This is a genomic window from Acidovorax sp. Root219, from assembly GCF_001428665.1.
Lineage (GTDB): Bacteria > Pseudomonadota > Gammaproteobacteria > Burkholderiales > Burkholderiaceae_C > Acidovorax.
The window spans coordinates 90,232-112,178 of sequence record NZ_LMIJ01000030.1 but is presented as its reverse complement, the minus strand read 5'-3'; the positions used below and the strand labels follow the sequence as shown (position 1 = coordinate 112,178).

Annotated in this window: 15 protein-coding genes; 1 reads left to right on the top strand and 14 read right to left on the bottom strand. The window is 67.8% G+C overall.

The features are described from left to right. Window positions 1-317: 317 nt before the first annotated feature. From ASE28_RS25770 to ASE28_RS25740, 7 genes are all read right to left on the bottom strand, one after another. Window positions 318-1,517: a ribonucleotide-diphosphate reductase subunit beta gene (locus ASE28_RS25770; protein ID WP_057201712.1), complete on the bottom strand. Its 1,200-nt coding sequence runs from the start codon at window positions 1,515-1,517 to the stop codon at window positions 318-320. A gap of 135 nt (window positions 1,518-1,652) precedes the next feature. Beyond that, window positions 1,653-4,589 carry a ribonucleoside-diphosphate reductase subunit alpha gene (locus tag ASE28_RS25765; RefSeq protein WP_057269039.1) on the bottom strand — a complete coding sequence of 979 codons (2,937 nt, stop codon included), beginning with the start codon at window positions 4,587-4,589 and terminating at the stop codon, window positions 1,653-1,655. A gap of 424 nt (window positions 4,590-5,013) precedes the next feature. After that, the gene (gene ampD / locus ASE28_RS25760) at window positions 5,014-5,643 is read right to left on the bottom strand and encodes a 1,6-anhydro-N-acetylmuramyl-L-alanine amidase AmpD (protein ID WP_369818291.1); all 630 of its coding nucleotides are present in this window, start codon (window positions 5,641-5,643) and stop codon (window positions 5,014-5,016) included. Next, a complete protein-coding gene (locus ASE28_RS25755; RefSeq protein ID WP_057269038.1) occupies window positions 5,621-7,192 on the bottom strand; it encodes a sigma-54 dependent transcriptional regulator in 1,572 nt (523 codons plus the stop codon). Before ASE28_RS25755 ends, ampD begins: the two co-directional genes overlap by 23 nt. 6 nt (window positions 7,193-7,198) lie before the next feature. After that, the gene (locus tag ASE28_RS25750; protein WP_057269037.1) at window positions 7,199-8,902 is read right to left on the bottom strand and encodes an ATP-binding protein; all 1,704 of its coding nucleotides are present in this window, start codon (window positions 8,900-8,902) and stop codon (window positions 7,199-7,201) included. 7 nt (window positions 8,903-8,909) lie between these two features. Continuing rightward, on the bottom strand, window positions 8,910-9,137 hold the full coding sequence (locus tag ASE28_RS25745; protein WP_057269036.1) for a PP0621 family protein: 228 nt from the start codon (window positions 9,135-9,137) through the stop codon (window positions 8,910-8,912). Beyond that, window positions 9,134-9,931: an inner membrane protein YpjD gene (locus ASE28_RS25740; protein WP_057201718.1), complete on the bottom strand. Its 798-nt coding sequence runs from the start codon at window positions 9,929-9,931 to the stop codon at window positions 9,134-9,136. The genes ASE28_RS25745 and ASE28_RS25740 overlap by 4 nt, the downstream gene beginning before the upstream one ends. Before the next feature lie 88 nt (window positions 9,932-10,019). On the opposite strand from ASE28_RS25740, the gene ffh reads away from it, so the two are divergent. Further along, window positions 10,020-11,399, top strand: coding sequence for a signal recognition particle protein (gene ffh / locus ASE28_RS25735; protein ID WP_057201719.1), 1,380 nt, complete (start codon window positions 10,020-10,022; stop codon window positions 11,397-11,399). Between the two features lie 49 nt (window positions 11,400-11,448). Here ffh and ASE28_RS25730 read toward each other — a convergent pair whose 3' ends face one another. From ASE28_RS25730 to ASE28_RS25700, 7 genes are all read right to left on the bottom strand, one after another. Continuing rightward, window positions 11,449-12,150, bottom strand: coding sequence for a DUF1266 domain-containing protein (locus tag ASE28_RS25730; protein WP_057269035.1), 702 nt, complete (start codon window positions 12,148-12,150; stop codon window positions 11,449-11,451). Beyond that, window positions 12,147-13,280 (bottom strand): hypothetical protein, encoded by a 1,134-nt coding sequence (locus tag ASE28_RS25725; protein WP_057269181.1) that lies wholly within the window; start codon window positions 13,278-13,280, stop codon window positions 12,147-12,149. Before ASE28_RS25725 ends, ASE28_RS25730 begins: the two co-directional genes overlap by 4 nt. A 5-nt stretch (window positions 13,281-13,285) precedes the next feature. Beyond that, the gene (locus tag ASE28_RS25720; protein WP_057269034.1) at window positions 13,286-15,604 is read right to left on the bottom strand and encodes a hypothetical protein; all 2,319 of its coding nucleotides are present in this window, start codon (window positions 15,602-15,604) and stop codon (window positions 13,286-13,288) included. A gap of 70 nt (window positions 15,605-15,674) precedes the next feature. Then, window positions 15,675-16,526 carry a C13 family peptidase gene (locus tag ASE28_RS25715; RefSeq protein WP_057269033.1) on the bottom strand — a complete coding sequence of 284 codons (852 nt, stop codon included), beginning with the start codon at window positions 16,524-16,526 and terminating at the stop codon, window positions 15,675-15,677. Between the two features lie 245 nt (window positions 16,527-16,771). After that, window positions 16,772-18,802, bottom strand: coding sequence for a glucans biosynthesis glucosyltransferase MdoH (gene mdoH, locus ASE28_RS25710; protein ID WP_057269032.1), 2,031 nt, complete (start codon window positions 18,800-18,802; stop codon window positions 16,772-16,774). Continuing rightward, window positions 18,775-20,343 carry a glucan biosynthesis protein G gene (locus ASE28_RS25705; protein WP_235516218.1) on the bottom strand — a complete coding sequence of 523 codons (1,569 nt, stop codon included), beginning with the start codon at window positions 20,341-20,343 and terminating at the stop codon, window positions 18,775-18,777. The genes mdoH and ASE28_RS25705 overlap by 28 nt, the downstream gene beginning before the upstream one ends. A 182-nt stretch (window positions 20,344-20,525) precedes the next feature. Continuing rightward, entirely contained in the window at window positions 20,526-21,947 is a 1,422-nt protein-coding gene (locus ASE28_RS25700) for a sigma 54-interacting transcriptional regulator (RefSeq protein ID WP_057269031.1), read from the bottom strand.

Sequence of the window (21,947 nt, the reverse complement as noted above, 5' to 3'; positions counted from 1 at the left end):
CTTGGCGGGAGCGGCCTTCTTGGCTGGTGCTGCTGCCTTCTTGGCAGGAGCGGCCTTCTTGGCCGCTGGCTTTGCAGCTACAGCCTTCTTCGCGGGAGCTGCCTTCTTTGCAGCGGGTTTTTTCGCAGTTGCCATCATGTTCTCCTTGAGTCAATTTGCAAAGAGCACTTCGTGTCTACAGTGGACATGAAGCGATCCATGGAGATGGGGTTGACCCCATCTCCATGAACACGGGAACGCCCTGCACGGCAACGCGCTTGGGCGTTGTCCGTGCAGGGCGTGGTGTGGGGATCCATGGCGTGCGTGCACCTGCGAGGCTAGTCCCAGGACAATGCGCCACCCGACTGGTACTCGATGACGCGCGTCTCGAAGAAGTTGCGTTCCTTCTTCAGGTCGATCATCTCGCTCATCCAGGGGAAGGGATTTTCTTCGTTGGGGAACAGCGTCTCCAGGCCGATCTGGGTGGCGCGGCGGTTGGCGATGTAGCGCAGGTAGCCCTTGAACATCGAGGCGTTCATGCCCAGCACGCCACGCGGCATGGTGTCTTCGGCGTAGCGGTATTCGAGCTCCACGGCCTGCATGAACAGGGCCTTGATCTCGGCCTTGAACTCTGCGGTCCACAGGTGCGGGTTCTCCAGCTTGAGCTGGTTGATCAGGTCGATGCCGAAGTTGCAATGCATCGACTCATCGCGCAGGATGTACTGGTACTGCTCGGCAGCGCCGGTCATCTTGTTCTGGCGACCCAGCGCCAGGATCTGCGTGAAGCCGACGTAGAAGAACAGGCCTTCCATCAGGCAGGCAAACACGATCAGCGACTTGAGCAGCGTCTGGTCGGTCTCGAAGGTGCCGGTGTGGAAGTTGGGGTCCATAATCGCTTCGATGAAGGGGATCAGGAACTGGTCCTTGTCGCGGATCGAGGGCACTTCCAGGTAGGCGTTGAAGATCTCGCCTTCATCCAGGCCGAGCGACTCCACGATGTACTGGTAGGCGTGCGTGTGGATCGCTTCCTCGAACGCCTGGCGCAGCAGGAACTGGCGGCACTCGGGCGCCGTGATGTGGCGGTAGGTGCCCAGCACGATGTTGTTGGCGGCCAGCGAGTCGGCGGTCACGAAGAAGCCGAGGTTGCGCTTGATGATGCGGCGCTCGTCTTCGGTCAGGCCGTTCGGGTCCTTCCACAACGCGATGTCGCGCGTCATGTTCACCTCTTGCGGCATCCAGTGGTTGGCGCAGGTGGCGAGGTACTTTTCCCAGGCCCACTTGTACTTGAACGGCACCAGCTGGTTGACGTCGGTCTGGCCGTTGATGATGCGCTTGTCGGCAGCGTTCACGCGGCGGTGCGCGGGTGCTGTGGCAGGGGCGGCTTGCGGTGCAGCGGATGCCGTCATCGACGCATGCACTTCCTGAAGCGAGGGGGTCTGGAAAGACACAGGCGGCTGTTCCGCCGGGTGGCTTTTGTGCAGTCCACCGTCCAGTTGATTTTGCGATGAGGGCTTGACTTCTTCGTCCCAGGACAACATAGATTTTCCAGTGTTCGGATTATGAAAGCAGTGCTGCAAAAAGGAAAGCACTGCAGCGTTGCGCAGCAACGTTTTGTTGCTTCACAGCACCGAAGCGGCGTGCATGGGTCTGCATGCGCGCCGCTTCATGAGGCCTTACTGGCAGGCCTCGCAGGTTGGATCATCGATGGCGCAGAACTTGACGTCGGTGGCAGGCAGCGCAGCGGCCTGCGCGGCAGCGGCTGCAGCAGCCACTTCCATCGCGCTGGGCTTGGCGGGTGCGGCCTGTGCAGAGCCTGCATCGCTGCCCGACGACACGGAGTTGAGCTGGCGCGTGTTCACGGTGCTCATCTCCACGTGCGTGGCGCTTTGCGTGCGCAGGTAGTAGGTGGTCTTCAGGCCGCGCAGCCAGGCCAGCTTGTATGTGTCGTCGAGCTTCTTGCCCGATGCACCGGCCATGTAGATGTTCAGGCTCTGGGCCTGGTCGATCCACTTCTGGCGGCGCGATGCGGCCTCCACCAGCCATTGCGAATCGACTTCGAAGGCCGTGGAGTACAGGGCCTTGATGTCTGCCGGCACGCGGTCGATGGGGTGCAGCGAGCCCTTGAAGTGCTTGAGGTCCATGATCATCACGTCGTCCCACAGGCCCAGGCGCTTGAGGTCGCGCACCAGGCCGCCGTTGATCACGGTGAACTCACCCGACAGGTTGGACTTGACCGACAGATTGCCGAACGAAGGCTCGATCGATGCGTCCACGCCGATGATGTTGGAGATGGTGGCCGTGGGGGCGATGGCGACACAGTTGGAGTTGCGCATGCCGTCCTGGACGATCTTCTTGCGCAGGGCATCCCAGTCCAGCGTGGCCGAACGGTCCACTTCAACGTAGCCGCCGCGTGCCGTGGCCAGCATGTCCAGCGTGTCCAGGGGCAGGATGCCCTGGTCCCACAGCGAGCCCTTGTAGCTCTCGTACTGGCCGCGTTCGCGGGCCAGCTCGGTCGAGGCCCAGTAGGCGTAGTAGCAGATTGCTTCCATCGACCGGTCGGCGAATTCCACGGCCGCTTGCGAGGCGTAGGGAATGCGCAGCTCGTACAGGCTGTCCTGGAAGGCCATCAGGCCCAGGCCCACAGGGCGGTGGCGCAGGTTGGAGTCGCGCGCCTTGGTGACCGCGTAGTAATTGATGTCGATCACGTTGTCCAGCATGCGCATGGCCACGGTGATGGTCTTGCGCAGCTTGGCGTGGTCAATCTGGCCGTCCTTCAAGTGCTGCAGCAGGTTCACGGAGCCCAGGTTGCAGACCGCGGTCTCGGTATCGCTGGTATTCAGCGTGATCTCGGTGCACAGGTTGGACGAGTGCACCACGCCAGCGTGCTGCTGGGGCGAGCGCACGTTGCAGGCATCCTTGAAGGTGATCCAGGGATGGCCGGTCTCGAACAGCATGGTCAGCATCTTGCGCCACATGTCGGTGGCCTGCACCGTCTTGGAGGGCTTGATCTCGCCGCGCGCGGCCTTTGCTTCGTAGGCCACATAGGCCTTCTCGAAGGCAGTGCCGAACAGGTCGTGCAGGTCGGGTACGTCGGAGGGCGAGAACAGGGTCCAGGTGCCCTTTTCCATCACGCGGCGCATGAACAGGTCGGGGATCCAGTTGGCCGTGTTCATGTCGTGCGTGCGGCGGCGGTCATCGCCGGTGTTCTTGCGCAGCTCCAGGAACTCCTCGATATCCAGGTGCCAGGTTTCCAGGTAGGTGCAGACGGCGCCCTTGCGCTTGCCGCCCTGGTTCACGGCCACGGCCGTGTCGTTGACCACCTTGAGGAAGGGCACCACGCCCTGTGATTCACCGTTCGTGCCCTTGATGTGCGAGCCCAGGGCGCGCACGCGGGTCCAGTCGTTGCCCAGGCCGCCGGCAAACTTGGACAGCAGGGCATTTTCCTTGATGGAGTCGTAGATGCCTTCCAGGTGGTCGGGCACCGTGGTCAGGTAGCACGAGGACAGCTGCGAGCGCAGCGTGCCGCTGTTGAACAGCGTGGGCGTGCTGGACATGAAGTCGAAGCTCGAGAGGATCTCGTAGAACTCGATGGCGCGGGCTTCGCGGTCGGCTTCATTGAGCGACAGGCCCATGGCCACGCGCATGAAGAAGCACTGGGGCAGCTCGATGCGGGTCTTGCGCACGTGCAGGAAGTAGCGGTCGTACAGGGTCTGCAGGCCCAGGTAATCGAACTGCAGGTCGCGGTCGGCGTTGAGGGCGGCGCCCAGGCGGGCCAGGTCGAACGTCAGCAGGCGCGGGTCCAGCAGCTCGTTGTCCACACCCTTCTGGATGAACTGCGGGAAGTAGTCCACGTAGCTCTGGCCCATGTCGTCCTGCGTGACTTCACGGCCCAGCACTTCGCGCACGATGGTATGCAGCAAGAGGCGTGCGGTGGCGTAGGTGTAGTCGGGGTCCTTCTCGATCAGCGTGCGGGCTGCCAGGATGGACGCTTTGTAGACCTCGTCCATGGGGACGCCGTCGTACAGGTTGCGCATGGTCTCGGCCACGATGGGCTGGGCCGAGATGTCCGCGCCCAGGTTCACGCAGGCCGACTCGATCAGGCCACGCAGGCGCACCAGGTCCAGCACCACGCGCTTGTCGCCGTCCAGCACGTGCAGTGCGGGGGCGGGCGCTGCAGCCGTTTCCTGTTCGACGTGGCGGGCACGCTCCTGGGTGCGGCTTTCGCGGTACAGCACGTAGGCGCGGGCGACCTCGTGGTGGCCGCCTCGCATCAGCACCAGTTCCACCTGGTCCTGCACGTCTTCAATATGGAAGGTGCCGCCGCCAGGACGCGAGCGCGCCAGGGCGCGGGCGACGTTCTGGGTCAGCGAGTCCACCACTTCGCGCACGCTGGCCGAGGCCGCACCCTGGGTGCCGTGCACTGCCAGAAACGCCTTCATCATCGCCACGGCAATCTTCTGCGGCTCGAACGGGACCACGGCGCCATTGCGGCGGATGATCTGGTAATGGGAGTACGTGTTCGCTCCCTCTGGTGCAGCAGAAGATGCCTCGGGCGCATCCTGGGATGCGGGGCGGGTGGTGGATGAAGGTGTGTTCAAAGCAGCGTGCATGGATGTCCTCTTTTTGGGTGCTGTCTGGAATGTGCAGGCGGGTGGCAGTGCCGCCGCGAGGGAGAAGTGGTGCGCCAGTTTCTGGCCTGTCGCACACTATATATGGTGTGTCAGTTGCGTTCAATACGCTACCGGTAGTGTACCGCCGCCAGAGACGCCAAATTCCGAAACAGCATGTTTCCCCCACGCCGCATCGGCCTATGAGGCCTGCCGTGCGCGCGCCTTGTGTCCGATGGATGGCTGTGAAAACCACGCAGTGGCGCGTGATGCGGCCCGGTTTTGCATGGCAGGCCGCGTGCAGATTGAAGCGGCCGTTTTGTGCATGCGCAGCAAAAAATATTTTTGCGGCAGCGGTGATGTGACGTGCTGTTGCGACATCCGCTGCGGGTGCTGCAGCCTGCGCGCACCGGCCCGGTGCGCGGGGTCAGGCGCCGGTAGTGGAGGCCGGCTGCGTGTCGACCGGAAAGCACTCCGGTGGCCAGCCCAGCGACTGCTGCAGTCCCGGCCAGTCGAAGCCTGCGCCCGGATCGTGCTTGCGCCCCGGGGCAATGTGCTCGTGGCCAGCCAGGTGGGCAACGGGATAGCGCCGCGCGATGTCACGGCACAGCCAGGCAAGCGTGGCGTACTGCGGGGTCTCGAAGCGCTCGCCCTCCAGGCCTTCGAGCTCGATGCCGATGGAGTCGTCGTTGCATTGCGCGCGGCCCCGGTAGGCCGAGGGCCCCGCATGCCAGGCGCGCTGGTCGCAGTCCACGAACTGCCAGAGCGCTCCCGTGCGATCGATGAAGAAGTGCGCGGACACCTGAAGACCGCGGATGCCCTGGTAATAAGGGTGCGCGTCCCAGTCGAGTGTGTTGGTGAACAGCTGGCGCACGGCCGGGCCCCCGTACTCGCCCGGTGGCAGGCTGATGGAGTGCACCACGATCAGGTCGATCTGCGCGGCGGGCGGGCGCGGACCGAAGTTGGGCGAGGGGTGGCGCACGGCCGACCGGTGCCAGCCCTGGTCCCAGGGGGAACCATCGGCGTCCGGCCCCTCAGCCGATGTCGTCATGGGCATCCTGGTCATTAGGCACGGCGATGTTCAGGCGGGCAATGCGGTAGCGGATCTGGCGCAGGCTGATGCCCAGGCGTGCCGCCGTGGCCGTGCGGTTGAACCCCGCCTCGCGCAGTGCGCGCACCAGGATGTCGCGCTCCTGCTGGTCCAGCCAGGCCTGCAGGTCGCTGGGCAGGGGCGTGCTGGCGCCTGGCATGGGGGAGCCGGGCGCCCCGCCTAGGGCCGGGCGGGGTGACGATGCGTCATCCGCCTGCAGCGTGTCCGGCAAGGCGGTGGGGTTGAAAGCCGCGGCGTCTGAAGCCTGTGCGGGGGGCGGGCTGGCGCTGCTCGAGGCAGCAGGAAAGCCGCTCGCAGGCGGTGCCACGCCGTCCACGTGCAGCTCGTCCCCCTCGCTCAGGGCCACGGCCCGGTGCAGCAGGTTCTCCAGCTCACGCACGTTGCCGGTGAGCGGGTGGGCGGCAATCGCCTGTATGGCGTGCTCGGTGAGTGCCGGCACGGGCATGCCCGACTCCTGCGCGATGCGCGCGAGCAAGGCCCGGCACAGGGCGGGCAGGTCCTCGCGCCGCTCGCGCAGCGGCGGGATCACGACCTCGATCACGTTGAGGCGGTAATACAGATCCTGGCGGAAGCGGCCGGTCTGCACGTCGGCCGCCAGGTCGCGGTGCGTGGCGCTGACGATGCGCACATCCACCGTCTCTTCCTGCGTGGAGCCCAGGGCGCGCACGCTGCGCTCCTGGATGGCGCGCAGCAGCTTCGACTGCATGGCCAGCGGCAGGTCGCCGATCTCGTCAAGGAACAAGGTGCCCCCACGCGCCGCCTGGAAGTAGCCGTCCCGGTCCTGGCTGGCGCCGGTGTAGGAGCCCTTGCGCGCACCGAAGAATTCGGCCTCGAGCAGGTTTTCGGGGATGGCGCCGCAGTTCACGGCCACCCAGGGGCCGTCTGCGCGCTGGCTGCTGGCGTGCAGCGCCTGGGCGACGAGCTCCTTGCCGGTGCCCGATTCGCCGTGGATCAGCACCGGCGCCATGCCCCGCGCCACCTTGGCCACGCGCTGCTTGACGTTGCGCATGGCGGCCGATTCGCCCACCAGCCGGTCCAGCGCCGACGAAGAGGCCTGCGCATCGACCGTGCCGCTCTGGCGCCCGCCCGGGGTGCGCGCCGCGCGCGGTGCAGGCACACCGCCCGTGCCCTGGATGGCCGAGGCCACGACCGAGCGGAACTGTTTCAGGTCCACCGGCTTGGTCAGGTAGTCGAAGGCGCCGGAGCGCAGGGCCTCCACCGCGTTCTCGGCCGAGCCATAGGCCGTCATCACCACGCAGCGCTCCTTGCGCTGCTGGTCGCGCAGGTCCTGCAGCAGTTCCATGCCAAAGCCGTCGGGCAGGCGCATGTCGGTGATTACCGCGTCGAAGCGGTGGGCCTTGAGCTGCTCGCGCGCCTCCTGCACGCTGGCGGCGGTCTCCACGCGGTAGCCCTCGCGCAGCAGCGTGAGTTCATAGAGCGTGCGCAGGTCGGGCTCGTCGTCCACGACAAGGATGGAGGCAGCAGGGGCGTTCATGGAGCTTTAGACAACAATCGTGTCGAACAGGGAGGCGGGCTCGGCGGGCCGGGTGGTGCGCCGAAAGCCTACCGTAAAAGCATTGCCGCCGGTATCGCCGCGCTGGGTCAGGCGCACCACGCGCTGGTAGCCGATGGAGGCGCCATGGCGCTGGCACAGCTCGCGGCAGATGTACAGGCCCAGGCCGCTGGAGCGGCTCTCGGACGAAAAGAACGGCTCGAACAGGTGGCGCTCCACGGACTTGTCCATGGGGGCGCCATCGCTCCAGACCTGCAGGCTGACCTGGCCCGTGATGGTGGTGCGCGTGGCGATGCACAGCGAATCCGGCTCCGGGCCCATGTAGCGCAGGGCATTGTCCAGCAGGTTCACCAGCACGCGGCGCAGGTGCTCGGTGTCGAATTCCACTTGCGCATCGCCGGCGCTCAGCGCGACCAGGCCGCGCCGTTTGTCCGGCTCCTGCCCCTGCCAGTCGCTCCAGATCTGGGCCACGGCGCTGTCCAGGTGCAGCGTGGAGGCCGGCGACTGGCTGATCTGGTGCTGCACGCGGGCAATGTCCAGCACTTCCTCGGCAATGCGCGCCAGGCGGTCGGCGTTTTGCTGCACCATGTGCGCCAGGCGCTTCTGGCCGGGGTCCGTCAGGTCTTCTTCCAGCAGGGCATTGGCCTGGACGATGGCTGCCAGGGGGTTGCGGATCTCGTGCGCCACGGCGGCCGACATGCGGCCCATCGCGGCCAGCTTCTCGGTGCGCAGGCGCGCCTGCATCTCGCGCAGGTCGTGCAGGAACATCACGCACAGCCGCTCGCTGCCGGCCTCGCGGGCCGGTGTGCGCGAAGAGGTCAGCCAGGTGCGCACATGCAGCCCGGTCGGGCTCTCGCCGGGGTGCAGCAGGTCCGCATCGGCGGTCTGGGGTTGCTCCTGGCGAAAGGTGCGGCGTGCCAGCTTCACCAGCGGATCCCATGCGGCAGCATGCGTCAGCGAAAAGGGCAGCGGCGGCAGGGGCGGCTGCCCCAGCAACTGCAGCGCGGCCGGGTTGGCCGTGCGCACGACGTCGTTCTCGTCCACCACGAGCACGCCGTCGGTGAGGTTCTGGATCACCAGGGCGCTCACCTGCGTCTGCACGCGCGCCGTCATCTGGCTTTGCTGGGCCACTTCCTGCTCGCGCGCCAGGCGCGTGGCAAGCTGGTGCACCAGGTAGGAGACGATGAAGTAGCCCGTGCCGGTGAGGGCGCTCTGCAGGTAGCGCTGCGGGTCGTCGACACCGGAGCGCGAGCCCAGCCACGCCAGGCCCAGCAGCAGCAGGGTGACACCCGCCGTGGTGCCCAGCGCCAGCGTGAGCGTGCCCAGCACCGCCGCCATCAGTATCGGCAGGCCGAAGAGCGGGGTGTAATTCAGGGCGCCCGAGTGCAGCAGTTGCAGGGCGCAGACCACCGCCAGGTCGACGCCGATGGACGGCAGCCATTGCATGCCCGTGCCCGGCGATGGCGGCCGGTGGCGCGCCAGGATGCGCATCAGGAGGGTGGCAACGAGGTAGGCCACCGAGACCGACAGTGCGGCGGGGTCCAGCACCTGGTTGACCGCCTGCCCGAGCGTCTGCAGCAGCACCAGGGCGATGGCGACCATCACCCGGGCGGTCAGGAAGCCCTTCCACAGGCGCAGGAACGGCGCGTCCACCGTCACCAGCAAGTTGTTGCCCGACGCGTTGTCCGCCATGGTCGGCTCAGGGCTTGCCAAGGCGCTGGTGCTCCAGGCTGCAGTAGGCAAGGTTGCCCTGGATATGCGCGTCGGCACGCGGCACATGCACGCCGCAGTGCGCGCAGGCCAGCATGTCCTGGGGCAGCGCCGGGGGGCGGGCCTTGACGGGCTGGGGGGGCTTGGGTGTGGCGCGGTTGCTGCGCCAGATGCCGATGGCCACCACCAGCACCACCAGCAGAACGAGGTACTTCATGCGCTGCGGCCCAGGATGACTTCGAGCACGAAACGCGAGCCCACATAGGCCAGCAGCAGCAGCCCCGCACCGGCATAGAGCACGCCCACGGCAGTGCGGCCGCGCCAGCCAAAGCGTGCACGGCCCAGCAACAGCGTGGCAAACGTGATCCAGGCCATCAGCGAGAAAATCGCCTTGTGGTCCCAGCGCCAGGCGCGGCCATAGAGCGCATCGCCAAAAAGCCAGCCGGCCAGCAGCGTGGCGGTGAGCAGCACGAAGCCGGCGGTCACGAAGCGGAAGGTCAGGCGCTCCAGCGTGAGCAGCGGAATGCCGCTGTGCGGGTCTTCGGCCTGGCGGATATGGCGCTCGGCCCGCGTCATCAGCCAGGCATGCACCACCGCAGCGCCGAAGAGGCCATAGCAGGCGATGCCCAGGGCCAGGTGCAGCGGTAGCCAGGCCGAGGCCGACACATGCAGTGGCTGGCCCGGGAACACCAGGGCCAGCACGATGGCCGCCGCGCCCAGCGCCGCCAGCACCCAGCGCGCCTGCATCTGCGGAAACAGCTGCTTTTCGACCGCGTACACCGTCAGCACCAGCCAGGCCGTCATCGACAGCGCCGGTGCGAAGCCGAAGCGCGGAGCCTCGCTCCACAGCCCCAGCACCAGGGTGGCCCCATGCAGCAACCATGCGACCAGCAGGGCGTTGCGCATGCCCGCCGCCCCCAGGCGCGACGCCGCGGCTGCGGGCATGGCATAGGCTGCCGCTGCGGCAAGCGCGAGCAGCCAACCCATGGGAGAAGCACTGGGTAAAATCATGCCTCAGAGTTTAGTAGCCTTTCGCCCCATCGCCAGTACCCCCTGGCGCGCACGCCGCTTGCCCGCGCGCAAACCCGGAACAATCCCTATGGCCTCCGCCCTCACCGACAAACTCACGCGCCTCGTCAAGGAGATGCGCGGCCAGGCCCGCATCACCGAATCCAATGTGCAGGACATGCTGCGCGAGGTGCGCATGGCCCTGCTCGAGGCCGACGTGGCCCTGCCCGTCGTGCGTGATTTCATTGCCCGCGTCAAGGAAAAGGCCCTGGGCCAGGAAGTGCTGGGCTCGCTCAAGCCGGGCCAGACCCTGGTCTCCATCGTCAACCGCGAACTCGCCGCCACCATGGGCGAGGGCATTTCCGACATCAACTTGGCCGCCCAGCCACCCGCCGTGATCCTGATGGCAGGCCTGCAGGGCGCAGGCAAGACCACCACCACGGCCAAGCTGGCCAAGCACCTGATCGAAAAGCGCAAGAAGAAGGTGCTCACCGTCTCGGGCGACGTCTACCGCCCCGCCGCCATCGAGCAGCTCAAGACGGTGACGAAGCAGGCCGGCGCCGAGTGGTTCCCGAGCACGCCCGACCAGAAGCCGCTGGATATCGGCCTGGCCGCACTCGACTATGCCAAGAAGCACTACTTCGACGTGCTGCTGGTCGACACGGCCGGCCGCCTGGCCATCGACGAAGTGCTGATGAAGGAAATCAAGGACCTGCACGCTGCGCTGAACCCGGTTGAAACACTGTTCGTGGTCGATGCCATGCAGGGCCAGGACGCGATCAACACGGCCAAAGCCTTCAAGGAGGCGCTGCCGCTCACCGGCATCGTGCTGACCAAGCTCGACGGCGACTCGCGCGGCGGTGCCGCGCTGTCGGTGCGCCAGATCACCGGCGCGCCGATCAAGTTCGCCGGTGTCTCCGAAAAGCTCGACGGCCTGGAGGTCTTCGACGCCGAGCGCCATGCCGGCCGCATCCTGGGCATGGGCGACATCGTGGCCCTGGTGGAGCAGGTCACGGCCGGCGTGGACATCGAGGCCGCGCAAAAGCTCGCTGCCAAGGTCAAGAGCGGGGATGGATTCGACCTCAACGACTTTTTGTCGCAGCTTCAGCAGATGAAGCAGATGGGCGGGCTGTCCAGCCTCATGGACAAGCTGCCCGCCCAGTTCACCGCCAAGGCTGGCGCCGTGGACATGGACAAGGCCGAGAAGGACATCAAGCGCAAGGAAGGCATCATCCAGAGCATGACGCCGCTGGAGCGCCGCAAGCCCGAGCTGATCAAGGCCACGCGCAAGAAGCGCATCGCCGGCGGCGCGGGCGTGCATGTCCAGGAGGTGAACCGCCTGCTCAAGGAATTCGAGCAGATGCAGGACATGATGAAGAAGATGAAGGGCGGCGGCCTGATGAAGATGATGAAGAAGATGGGCGGCATGAAGGGCCTGGGCGGCGGTGGCATGCCCAAGATGCCGTTCTGAGCCGGGCCTTCGATCACCCACAGCCCTGAATGAGCGCAGGCCGCGCTCTTCAGGGCTTTTTCAATGACGGTGGCGGCAATGGCCAGGGCAGCCAGTGCCAGGGGTGGTCCCGGTTGGCCACCCATTGCGCCACGTCGTCTTCGGTGAACGCCACTCCGAGGCTGTCGGCGCGCGAATGGGCCACCCATTGGCGGCGGCCGCGCGCGCAGGCGGTGCCGAAATCCTGCCAGCCCTGAAAGCAGTCGGCCGCGCGCTGCGCGTTGTGGTGCAGGATCTGCCACTGCGTGGCCTCGTCCAGCCAGCCCAGCAGCGCGGCCGTGCGCGTGGCAAAGGCCACGCGGGCGCAGGCCAGCGCCATGGCATCGCGCGGGACATCGTCGGGGCGCAGGGCGTCCAGGCCCATGCGGAACCAGCCCTCGCGCAACTGACCGGGCAGGACCTTGCGGACCTGATCGTCCGCCATGTCGCTGCGCATGCCCAGCAGGTGCAGCAGGGCCGGGCGCAGGGATTGCTGCAGCGGCTCGGACAGCAAGGGCATGCGCGCATCGGCAAAGCCGCCCTGGATGCGCGCGAAGGCCATGGGGTCGGCCAGCGCCAGGGTCCAGCTCCAGTGCGCGTCCAGCACGTACTGCCGGCGCAGGCGGGGGCGCCCGTACCAGCGCAGAAACGGCCCCAGCACCCACAGCAGCAACCGCCAGGCCAGCCATGCCAGAAGGCAGAATCCCAGCGCGAAGACCAGCCAGGCGATCATGGCATGCGCTCCGTGCCTTCCGGTGCCGCGGGCAGTGCCGCCGCCACCGACGCGGCCAGGGGCAGGCCACGCAGCAGCGCCGGATCGCGCGCGGCCACCAGCCACTGCACCAGCACCGAGGGCGCGGGCAGCTCGCGCACCAGCGCCGGGCGGCTCTGGATGAGGCGCAGCTGGTCGGCCTCCAGCGCCACGTCGCGCACGGCGCACCAGCCCTGGGAGGTGTGCACGATGCCCATCTGCAGCGCGTCGGGCGGTGCATCCCCGCAGGTGTCGAGCTGGTTGAGCAGCGCCAGCACCTCGCCCTGGTAGCGCTCGATGGGCGGGCGGTTCTGTTTGCCCTTGATCTGGTCGATGGCCAGGCGGCCACCTTCGCGCACGTGCGCGCTGATGGTGATGTGCGGCAGGTTGCCTGCCGTGCGGTAGGAGAACAGGCGCAGCCGGCCCCCTTCGCAAGCGCTGGCGTAGTGCTCGCCATAGCCGCCACCGAGGCTGCGGCGGTTGGCGAACTGGCCCAGGCAGTGGCGCATCATCTGGCTCTCGTAGGCCATCTCTGCACGCAGGTGCGTGCTGTCCGGGCGGAACTCGACAAAATGCCCCTGCTCACCCTGCCACACCGGGGCCACCGCATCGGGCGCGTGCTCGCGCCAGCCGGCTGCGGCCTTGGCCTCGTAGGCTGCATGCTCCTCGTCCCACTGCGCCAGCGCCTGGGGGGCCGTCACACGCTGCAGCTTGCCCTGCAGCGCAGTGCCTTCGCGCGACAGCAGGAATTCCACCAGCCGCGACTCCAGCGCCAGCACGGCCTCGGCCTCGGGATCGACCCACCACAGCGCCGTGGTGGGAGCAGCCGTGTGCCGTGGCGAGGCCTCCACCAGACGGGCCAGTGCCCAAGGCGGTACAGCTGCCGGTTTGAGCAGGGCCTGCGCCTGCTCGCGCTGCGTGACGGCCTGCACCACGGGGGCGCTCGCCTGCAGGTTGCCCACCACATGGCGGTAGAAGTGGTTGGCCAGCCAGGCGCGCACCTCCTCGGGGTCGTTGCGCGCGCGGCTGCGGCGCTCGATGGCGCTGCGGATGGCCGGCGCGTTGACCACGTCGCGCGCACCGTACATGCTGCGTGCCGGCAAAGCACCCATGGCCACTACCAGACCTTCCACCAAGGGTTCTTCGCGCGCATGGTCTTTTTGCAGCGGTCCATGTTCTCGCGCGCGTACCCGGCCTGCTCCTGATCGTCCGGTTCACCGGGGCGCACCCTCTTGAGTGACTCCTGGTACAACGCCATGGCCCGCTCATGCTGGCCGGCGTACTCCAGCACGTTGCCTGCCACGCGCCGCATGCCGGGCAGGGGGCTGGCCAGGGTGCGGGGCATGTCCCGCTCCAGCCGCGCCAGCGCGTCGGCGGGCTGCGACCAGGCCAGGTCGCGCAGCATCACCAGCAGCGTGGAGAGGTAGTCCTCTTCGTTCTCGGCTTGGTCCTCCTGGTCCAGGCCGGCCCACCATTCGTCCAGGCGCTGCAGCCAGATGGCGATCTCGTTGTCGCGGTCCAGCCCGTACAGCGCGTGGCACACGCCCTTGAAGTATTCCGTGGGGTCGTGGCGTCCGTAGCCGTGGTCCAGCGCGTAGTGCCACAACCTGTCGGCGGCGGCAATGAACTCGGTTTTGCGCTCGGCCGCCTCGTAGCAGGACATGAGCCCGTTGTGGTGCTCGGCAAAGGGGCTGGTGGCCAGGCCCTTGTGGTGCAGGTCGATGGCCTTGTCATAGTCCTTGAGTGCCCAGCGGTAGTAGATGCCCAGGTTGTTGCACAGCATGGAATAGACGTGCACATCGGCATCGCGGAACCAGCCTTCGCCCGTGGCGAAGAAGCCATCGAAGTGCACCACGGCCGCCTCGTAGTAGCGCGCCTTGAGGGCGTCCACGTCGCGCTCGGGCCAGTCGCCATCGTCGATGCCGCAGGCCTCCTGGAAGCTGAAATCGAGCCACACGCCGATGTTGTAGCACCAGCCCGCTGCCGGTGAAGCGGGGAAGGGCCGCTGCAGCGCCTTGGCGATGCCATGCACTTTGGCGCGGCAGACCCACAGCGCCTGCAGCACGTCGGGTGCGGCCATGAAGGGCTCGCGCACGGCGGATTCCAGCAGGGGCAGGGCGCCTGCGTGGTCACCGTCTTCAAACCGCTTGAGGCCCTGCTGCGCGGCGATGGCCGGGTGGGCGGGGTCCATCTTGCAGGCCTCCTGCAGGTGGTGCTGCGCAAAGGCCTGCGGTTCCTGCGGGTGGGCGGCCCACTCGGTACCATCGATGGTGGCCGCAGACGCCAGGGCCAGGTGCCAGTAGATGTCCAATGGCCGGCCCGCCGTGCCGTGCTCTGCCAGCTGGGCCAGCGCCACCCTGCAGGCATGCCCGGCGGAGGTGGGGCGCTCGCTGCTGATGCACTCGTACGCCAGCCGGGCTGCAGCATCCAGGCGGCCGGCTTGCACCAGCCAGTCGAGCACCAGGGCGCTGAAGCTGTCGTCCTGGTCATCGGTCAGGCCGAAGCGGCCTTGCAGCCCCTGGGCGATGGCTGCGTCGAGTTGACCCTGCCGGTGCAGCGCCTTGGCATGCAGGCGTGCGCGGCGCACCGAGACGTCGCGCTGCCGGGGGCGCGACAGGTCGGCCGGCATGCGCAGCGGAACCTGCTGCGCGATGGTGTCGATGCTGGACGGGTCCAGCACCACCAGCCGCTCGCCCAGCTTGAGCCAGTCGTTGTGGTCCACGTCCTGTCCGTCCACTGCATGGCGCAGGTGGTCCATGGCCTGCTGTACCAGTTGCTGCGCCTGCGCGGCATCGCCTTCGGCCGCCCAGGCTTCGGCCATGCGCGTGGCCAGCACGGCATCGTCCCAGGCGCGAAAGGCCGCCCGCCCCGGCTGCACCACCTGCAGCGCGTGGCGCGCCTGCACGCTGCGGCGCCACACGCCGTAGTGCTGGCTGCGTTCGGCCTGGCCGGCAAGGTGCTCCCAGGCATCGTCCGACTGGTGCTGCAGGGGCGGCTGTGCCAGCAACTGGGCCATGCCTTCGAGGGCCTGGTGCAGCAGTGGCACCTGGTCCGGCAGGGAGCGCAAGGCCTGGGTACGCGAAAAACCGGTACCGACCTGTGCGTCGTGCCGCTCGGCGGGTGGCAGGTCCTGCAGCAGTGCAGCGGCATGGGTGTCGATGGCCTGTAGCGCCATGGCGGGCTGGCCCGCCTGCATCCAGAGGGAATGGATGCGGTACAGCACCTCCAGCGAGGCCGGCTGCAGCACCTGCTGGCCCAGCATCCGCGCCAGCGCCTCGGTGCGCTGCGCCTGTGCGGCCGCGCCCTCCTGCTGCGGGGTCTCTTCCTCCTCATCCTCCTCGCCTTCGACCAGCGCTTCGGCCTGGTCCAGGTAGGCGTCCAGCAGCGGGCCGGACAGGGGCGTGGCTTGGGGGGCGGCAGTGCGGTCAGTCAGCATGGCGTATCGGGGGTGTCAAAGGCAGAGGGGCGCGCCGGGCAGTGCGCGGCGCAAGGATCGTGGCGGGTCCTCAGGGCGCCAGCAGCCAGTCCTTCAGGGGCTGGCCGGCCCAGGCCTTGGCCTCTTCGCCAACGAAGGCCTGCGGCTTGGAGGCCGGCAGTTTGCGGCGCTTTTCCTGTGCGGCGATGGCTTTTTTCGCTTCGCCCATCCAGTCGGTCACCGACAGGCCCTCGGCGCCAGCCTGGCCGAACAGGGCTTCGGCGAAGGGCGTGTGGTTGCCCTCGTACTGGCACTTGAACGAGGTGCTGCGCACATCGGTCGCGGTCAGCACCACGCGGTTCGGTGCCTTCAGGGGCTCGATGAACGAGCCGCTGTAGCACGCCGACAGCACCACCAGCGTGGGCACCTTGCCCAGGGGCGCCAGGGCGTCGCTCAGGATCCTGGGCGTGATGGGTTGCTGGTTCTTTCCGCCCACGTTGACGCTGAGCAGTCCGGGGTTGGCGTGGGTGGAGATCAGCAGCAGCACGCGGTCACGCGGGCGCGCCACCTCGGCCATCTTGGCCATCACCAGCGCGAAATTCTCGGCCGTGGCCTGGGGCCAGTCGGCGCTCTGGTCCTTGGCCGGGTTGGCCAGCTTGAGCATCAGGGCATTGGGGTCGATCCCGCTGACCAGCTTTTCGGCCAGCAGCACGTCGTTGCGGAAGGCCTTGGACTGCGAGTGCATCGCAAAGCCGGCAAAGATGATGCGGCCTGGCGGTTCGGCAGGCGGCTGGGGTTCGGGGGCTGCCTGGGGTGCAGGCGCCGAGGGCTCTGCCACCTGGACGGGGGGCGCAGCGCAGCCTGCGGCCGCGAGGGCCAATGCCAGGGCGCTGGCGTGGAAGAAGCGCCGCGTGGCGGCGTGGGGGGCAAGAGGCGATGGCATCGATGGTGTTCCACAGAAGGGCAAGAATCGGGGCAACCGGAGCGCGGCGCGCAGGCGGTGGCGAAGCGTGCGTATCGTAAGGGAGTGCCGTGGCGAGTCCAGCGCCTGTTTGGGTGAGTGGCGCAGCCGGGGTTGTGCTGCAACCCATTTCCAGCAGGAATTGGATGCTATTGAATAGGTAGCAAACGACAAAAAGCCGATGCATGCACCGGCTTCGTGTTTGTGTGGCAAATGTCACGCTTTCATCATGCGGCCCGCAGCGCCGGCCGTGCCAGGCGGCTGGCATGCAGCCAGGCGCGGCGCAGCACGGGCGGCGACCACGACTCCTCGGGGATCAGCAGCAGGCGCTGCGCACGCATCGCCTTGCCCAGGGCGATCTGGCTGGTCAGCACTGCCAGTGGAATGGCCAGCGCCAGCGGCAAGCCTACGGGCATCAGCCACAGCAGGGCGCTGCCATCGACGAAGGCCACGCCCAGGGCCAAGAGGGCGATCACGGCGGTCATCGGTGCGAGCTGGCGCGTGGCCTGGCCCCAGGGCACGGCATTGGCTTCGCGGGGTGGCGACTTCCATTGCAGTTCCAGGCCGGTGATGGCCAGCAGCACGAACAGCGAGTGGGCCAGCATGCGCACGGGCGCCTGCAAAATGGCCAGCACGCTCTCGACCACGGCGCTCTTGACGAGGCTCCAGCCACCACCGTACTGCGACTGCTCCTTGCGCATGAACACGGCGGTCACGCCCAGGATGCGCGGCAGGAACAGCATGGACACCGTCCAGCCCCACAGGCCCAGCAACTCGGCCGGCAGGATGTGCCAGTTGGCCACCACGGGCGCACCCGACAGCCACAGGGCCGTGCCCAGCGTCAGGAAGGCCAGCCACAGCGGTGCCGACAGGTAGGCCATGGCGCCGGTCACGAACATCGAGCGGTGCACGGCATGGATGCCGGGCTCGGCCATCAGGCGGGCGTTCTGCAGGTTGCCCTGGCACCAGCGGCGGTCACGCTGCAGCTCGGCCAGCAGGTCCGGCGGTTGCTGCTCGTAGCTGCCGATCAGGTCGGACACCAGCCACACGTGGTAGCCGGCGCGGCGCATCAGCGCGGCTTCGACGAAGTCGTGCGACATGATGCCGCCCGACAGGCCGCCCTTGCCTGCGATGGGGGCCAGCGCGCAGTGCTGCATGAACGGCTCCATGCGGATGATGGCGTTGTGGCCCCAGTAGTGCGACTCGCCCAGTTGCCAGTACTGCATGCCCAGGGTGAACAGGCGGCCGGTGACGCGCGAGGCGAACTGCTGCGCGCGGGCGTGCAGCGTGACGTGGCCGATGGCCTGCGTCGCGGTCTGGATGATGCCGGCGCTGGGGTTGGCTTCCATCAGCTTGGCCATCGAGACGATGCAGTCGCCGCTCATCACGCTGTCGGCATCGAGCACCACCATGTAGCGGTAGTCCTTGCCCCAGCGGCGGCAGAAGTCGGCCACGTTGCCGGCCTTGCGGTGGCTGCGGCGCGTGCGCAGGCGGTAGTACACCTGCACCTGGGGCTGCTGGCCGTGCTCGGCCAGGGCGCTGCGCAGGTCTTCCCAGGCGGCATGCTCGGCCCGGGCGATGTCCTTGTCGTAGCTGTCGGACAGCACGAACACGTCGAAGGTGGCGCCGTGGCCCGTGGCCGCGACCGACTCGCAGGTGGCGCGCAGGCCGGCGAACACCGTGGCCACGTCCTCGTTGCAGATCGGCATGATGATGGCCGTGCGCGCCTCGGGCGAGAGCTGGGCGGATGCCACGCTCTTCGCCGAAAGCGCATGGCGGTCACCGCGCAGCATGACCCAGAAACCCATCATGCCGGTCATGAAGCCGGTGACCACCCAGGCCGAGAGCAGCGCGAACAGCGCCATCTGGCCATAGCCCAGCCAGGCGCTGTCGTAATCGGGCTGCACGCCGGCGAACAGGGTGGTGGCCAGTGTGGTGCTGAGCACCGTGAGCAGCGCAAAGGTCCAGCGGCGGCGCTGGGCGGCGCCCTGCCAGGCCTCGTGCTGCATGCCGGCCGGGGTGGCCGGTGGAGCGCTGCCGGGGCGGCCGGTCAGGCGCAGCAGCAGCGCGGTGCCTATGCTGTTCCAGAAGCCGCGCCAGGGCAGCGGCACCATGGAGCCGCGGTTGAGCGGCGGCGCGGTGACGGAGTTGGGGTGGCGCTCCTCGCGCAGCGTGCTGCGCTGCGTGCGAGGGGCACCACGGTCTTCAGAGGCGAGGGGCTCTGACGGGCTTACTCGGGAAGAATGATGTGCGTCCATGTTTCGCTCACAGCGTGGTTGTCGTGTTGAAGGAAGGCGCGAAGCTCGATCGGGCGATCGGCCTGCTGGCGCTGTACGCGCACGGTCATGCGCCACTGCCCGGTGGCGGGGTTGCGGTAGGCCGCGTTTTCGAGAACCTTGCCGTTGGCGTCGGCGGTGACCACGGCCTTGACGGCCGCATCGGCGGGCAGGGCGGCCAGCGCCGGGCCGGTGAAATCGACCACGTACTGCACCTGCTGGCGCAGCTCCTGCGCGCTTTGCTGGGTAAAGCCCATGCCGCGACGAGACTGCGTGACCCAGCTTCCCGGCGGGCGCTGCTGTTCATCGCCCTGCCAGCCGAGCTCGTACGAGAACTCCAGCGGCGTGCCCGGGGCGGGCAGCTTGGCCGGCACCCAATAGGCGACGATGTTGTCGTGCGTTTCGTCGGGCGTGTTGTTCTGCACCAGCTCCACCCGGCCCGAGCCCCAGTCGTGCAAGGGGCGCACCCAGGCGCTGGGGCGGCGTTCGTAGCGGGCTTCCACGTCCTCGTAGCTGGCCCACTGGCGGTCGCGCTGCATCAGGCCGAAGCCCTTGGGGTTGGTGGTGGTGAACGAGGTCACCAGCGTGCTGCCCGGGTTCTGCAGCGGGCGCCACAGCCATTCGCCTTCGCCCGTGGCGACCATCAGGCCGTCGGAGTCGTGCACCTCGGGGCGAAAGTCCTGCTTGCGCGGCTGGTTTTCGCCGAAGAAGAACATGCTGGTCAGCGGCGCCACGCCCAGCGTGCCGATGGGCTTGGCGGCGTTGCCGCGCACGAAGACCCGGGCGCGCACGGTGGTCAGCGTCTGTGGCCCGGGCGTGATGTCGAAGCGGTAGGCACCCGTGGCGCGGGGCGAGTCGAGCAGCGCGAATACCGTGACTTGCTTGCCTTGGGGCCCGGGCTTGACCAGCCAGAAGTCGGTGAAGCGCGGAAACTCCTCGCCCGTGCCGCCCACGGTGTCGATCGCCAAGCCGCGCGCCGACAGGCCGTACTGCTGGCCCGCACCGAGTGCGCGGAAATAGCTCGCGCCCTGGAACACCGCCAGCTCGTCCTTGTACTCGGGCGAATTGAGGTGGTTGTGCAGGCGAAAGCCCGCAAAACCGAGGTCACCCCAGGCCTGGGGCTGCACGGTGTTCTTGCCGTAGTCGAAGTCGGCGCGGCTGTAGCTGATGTCGCGCGTGCCCGAAGGCATCACCTCATGGATGCGCACCGGCTGGGTCTGGTACAGGCCCAGGTGGAAGAACATGGCCTCGAAGGGCAGCTTCTCGGCGCGCCACAGGGCACGCTCGGGCTTGTAGCGGATGTCGCGCACCTGGTCGTAATTGAGCTGGGCCAGGTCTGCGGGCAGCTTGTCGCTGCCTGCGTTGAAAGGCTTGTCGGCGCGCTCACGCGCGAGCTTCGTCAGGCTCTCGAAATCGAACGCCTGTGCCTGCGCGGCGCTGGCCGCCAGCAGGGCAGACAGCGCCACTGCGGCAGCAGCACTGCGGCGCAGGGGGCGTGAAAAAGAAGGAAATACAGCATCCATGCCGGCATATAGGGCAAACCCTGTGCCAGCTCGAAAAAGCGCTTGTAGATCAACAGCTTAGGCGCTGGTTGGCCTGTAAGCAGATGTGCAATGCCGCAAAACGGCCTCAAAAGGCCGGTTTTTGTCGCCGAATGGCGACAGGGGGCTGGCTGTGCATCGCCAATCCCTTTGAAATCAAGGACTTATTCCTGTCGCTCATCGGCGACGTCATCTCCCAGGCCCTCGTCCGGGCTGGCGTCGCTCTTGAAATGGCCGGGGGTCAGCGCATGCTTTTGCAGCAGCCGGTAGAACTCCGTGCGGTTGCGCTGGGCCAGGCGCGCAGCGTCGGCCACGTTGCCATCGGTCATCTTGAGCAGGCCCACCAGGTACTCGCGCTCGAAGCGCTGGCGAGCGTCGGCAAAGCTCAGCACCGGGGCCGAGGGAATGCGCAGCGCGCGCTGCACCAGGGTCAGCGGCACCAGCGGCGTGGTGGACAGGGCGCACACCTGCTCCACCACGTTGAACAGCTGGCGCACATTGCCGGGCCAGGCCGCCGTGGTCAGGGCCTTGAGGGCCTCGGGTGCGAAGCCCGAAAGGCGCTTGTCGTACTTGCGCGCCAGCCGGTCCAGGAAGTGGTTGGCCAGCAGGGCAATGTCCTCGCGCCGCTCGGCCAGCGTGGGCAGCGCCAGCGTCACCACGTTGAGGCGGTAGTACAGGTCCTCGCGGAACTGGGCCGTGGCCATGGCGGCCTCCAGGTCGCGGTGGGTGGCCGAGATGATGCGCACGTCGATGGGCGTGGACTGGCTCGACCCCACGGGCCGCACAGCGCGCTCCTGCAGCACGCGCAGCAGCTTGACCTGCAGCGCGGGCGGCATGTCGCCGATCTCGTCGAGCAGCAGGGTGCCGCCCTCGGCGGCCTGGAACAGGCCCTTGTGGTTGCTGGTGGCGTCGGTGAAGGCGCCCTTGACGTGGCCGAACAGCTCGGACTCGAGCAGCGCCTCGGGGATGGCGCCGCAGTTGACCGCCACGAAGGGCTTGGCCGCGCGCGGGCTGGCGCGGTGGATGGCCTGGGCCAGCAGTTCCTTGCCGGCGCCGCTGTCGCCCAGCAGCAGCACGCTGGCGTCCGACTGGGCCACCATGTAGGCCTCGGCCAGCAGCTCGGTCATGCGGTTCGAGCGGCTCACGATCTCGGCGCGCCAGGCCTCGTTGGCATGCGCCTGGGCCACGACAGGGGCGCTCAGCGCCAGGGCCTGGCCAATCTTCTCGAGCAGGTCCTTGCCGTCGTAGGGCTTGGTCAGGTAGGTGAAAACGCCGCGCGAGGTGGCCTCCACCGCGTCGGGGATGGTGCCGTGCGCGGTCAGCAGGATCACGGGCAGCGAGGGGTGGCGCTCGCGCACTTCGTCGAACAGGGCCAGGCCATCCTTGCCCGGCAGCCGCACGTCGCTGAGCACCAACTGGGGCCGGGCCATTTCGAGCTGGGCCAGTGCCGCTTCGGCAGAGCCCACGGCAATCACCTCGTAGTCCGCAGCCTTCAGGCGCAGCGAGAGCAGGCGCAGCATGTCGGCATCGTCATCGACGACCAGGATGCGTTGTCGGCCGCTGGCGGGCTTGCTGGTGGGCGGCAT

What these genes read in the sequence shown, in the direction of transcription:
- ASE28_RS25740 (WP_057201718.1), bottom strand. Translation starts at nt 9,931, where the DNA reads ATGATTTTACCCAGTGCTTCTCCCATGGGTTGGCTGCTCGCGCTTGCC.
- ASE28_RS25770 (WP_057201712.1), bottom strand. Translation starts at nt 1,517, where the DNA reads ATGTTGTCCTGGGACGAAGAAGTCAAGCCCTCATCGCAAAATCAACTG.
- ASE28_RS25700 (WP_057269031.1), bottom strand. Translation starts at nt 21,947, where the DNA reads ATGCCGCCCACCAGCAAGCCCGCCAGCGGCCGACAACGCATCCTGGTC.
- ASE28_RS25720 (WP_057269034.1), bottom strand. Translation starts at nt 15,604, where the DNA reads ATGCTGACTGACCGCACTGCCGCCCCCCAAGCCACGCCCCTGTCCGGC.
- ffh (WP_057201719.1), top strand. Translation starts at nt 10,020, where the DNA reads ATGGCCTCCGCCCTCACCGACAAACTCACGCGCCTCGTCAAGGAGATG.
- ASE28_RS25750 (WP_057269037.1), bottom strand. Translation starts at nt 8,902, where the DNA reads ATGGCGGACAACGCGTCGGGCAACAACTTGCTGGTGACGGTGGACGCG.
- mdoH (WP_057269032.1), bottom strand. Translation starts at nt 18,802, where the DNA reads ATGGACGCACATCATTCTTCCCGAGTAAGCCCGTCAGAGCCCCTCGCC.
- ASE28_RS25730 (WP_057269035.1), bottom strand. Translation starts at nt 12,150, where the DNA reads ATGATCGCCTGGCTGGTCTTCGCGCTGGGATTCTGCCTTCTGGCATGG.
- ASE28_RS25725 (WP_057269181.1), bottom strand. Translation starts at nt 13,280, where the DNA reads ATGGGTGCTTTGCCGGCACGCAGCATGTACGGTGCGCGCGACGTGGTC.
- ASE28_RS25745 (WP_057269036.1), bottom strand. Translation starts at nt 9,137, where the DNA reads ATGAAGTACCTCGTTCTGCTGGTGGTGCTGGTGGTGGCCATCGGCATC.
- ampD (WP_369818291.1), bottom strand. Translation starts at nt 5,643, where the DNA reads ATGCCCATGACGACATCGGCTGAGGGGCCGGACGCCGATGGTTCCCCC.
- ASE28_RS25715 (WP_057269033.1), bottom strand. Translation starts at nt 16,526, where the DNA reads ATGCCATCGCCTCTTGCCCCCCACGCCGCCACGCGGCGCTTCTTCCAC.
- ASE28_RS25755 (WP_057269038.1), bottom strand. Translation starts at nt 7,192, where the DNA reads ATGAACGCCCCTGCTGCCTCCATCCTTGTCGTGGACGACGAGCCCGAC.
- ASE28_RS25765 (WP_057269039.1), bottom strand. Translation starts at nt 4,589, where the DNA reads ATGCACGCTGCTTTGAACACACCTTCATCCACCACCCGCCCCGCATCC.
- ASE28_RS25705 (WP_235516218.1), bottom strand. Translation starts at nt 20,343, where the DNA reads ATGGATGCTGTATTTCCTTCTTTTTCACGCCCCCTGCGCCGCAGTGCT.